Origin of the sequence: Flavobacterium frigoris (assembly GCF_900111075.1) — a bacterium.
Lineage (GTDB): Bacteria > Bacteroidota > Bacteroidia > Flavobacteriales > Flavobacteriaceae > Flavobacterium > Flavobacterium frigoris.
In genome coordinates, this window is record NZ_FOFZ01000056.1 from 1 (window position 1) to 1,296 (window position 1,296).

General features: G+C 44.0%; 1 protein-coding gene. It reads right to left on the reverse strand.

Features of this window, described 5'->3' with window-relative positions; translation table 11 throughout:
• Positions 1-1,296, reverse strand: a 1,296-nt coding sequence (locus BMW63_RS17780) for a Calx-beta domain-containing protein (protein ID WP_217643749.1), incomplete at both ends; no start/stop codon positions are given.

The following is a 1,296-nucleotide window of genomic DNA, read 5'->3' on the forward strand; positions in this document are numbered from 1 at the left end:
GAAGGTCTCATCTGACTCATCGATTGTGTCGATGGTTGTTGGTACGCTTACTGTTCCTGTCGTTGCACCTGCTAATACTGTTACTTTAACATCGGCAGTCGTGTAATCTGAACTTCCAGCTGTTCCTGTACTTAATGTGAAGGTGTACTCTACATCTACTGCACTTGGATTGCTTAACTCGAAATCAAATACTACAGCATCGCCTTCGGTGGCGATCGATGGAGTGATTCCAGTTACTGTTGGTGCTGTATTGTTGTCTATGATTGTTCCTGTTGCACTTACCGCTCCATTGTGGATTGTGAAGGTCTCATCTGACTCATCGATTGTGTCGATGGTTGTTGGCACGCTTACTGTTCCTGTCGTTGCACCTGCTAATACTGTTACTTTAACATCGGTAGTCGTGTAATCTGAACTTCCAGCTGTTCCTGTACTTAATGTGAAGGTGTACTCTACATCTACTGCACTTGGATTGCTTAACTCGAAATCAAATACTACAGCATCGCCTTCGGTGGCGATCGATGGAGTGATTCCAGTTACTGTTGGTGCTGTATTGTTGTCTATGATTGTTCCTGTTGCACTTACCGCTCCATTGTGGATTGTGAAGGTCTCATCTGATTCATCAATTGTGTCGATGGTTGTTGGTACGCTTACTGTTCCTGTCGTTGCACCTGCTAATACTGTTACTTTAACATCGGTAGTCGTGTAATCTGAACTTCCAGCTGTTCCTGTACTTAATGTGAAGGTGTACTCTACATCTACTGCACTTGGATTGCTTAACTCGAAATCAAATACTACAGCATCGCCTTCGGTGGCGATCGATGGAGTGATTCCAGTTACTGTTGGTGCTGTATTGTTGTCTATGATTGTTCCTGTTGCACTTACCGCTCCATTGTGGATTGTGAAGGTCTCATCTGATTCATCGATTGTGTCGATGGTTGTTGGCACGCTTACTGTTCCTGTCGTTGCACCTGCTAATACTGTTACTTTAACATCGGTAGTCGTGTAATCTGAACTTCCAGCTGTTCCTGTACTTAATGTGAAGGTGTACTCTACATCTACTGCACTTGGATTGCTTAATTCGAAATCAAATACTACAGCATCGCCTTCGGTGGCGATCGATGGAGTGATTCCAGTTACTGTTGGTGCTGTATTGTTGTCTATGATTGTTCCTGTTGCACTTACCGCTCCATTGTGGATTGTAAAGGTCTCATCTGACTCATCGATTGTGTCGATGGTTGTTGGTACGCTTACTGTTCCGGTCGTTGCACCTGCTAATACTGTTACTTTAACATCGGT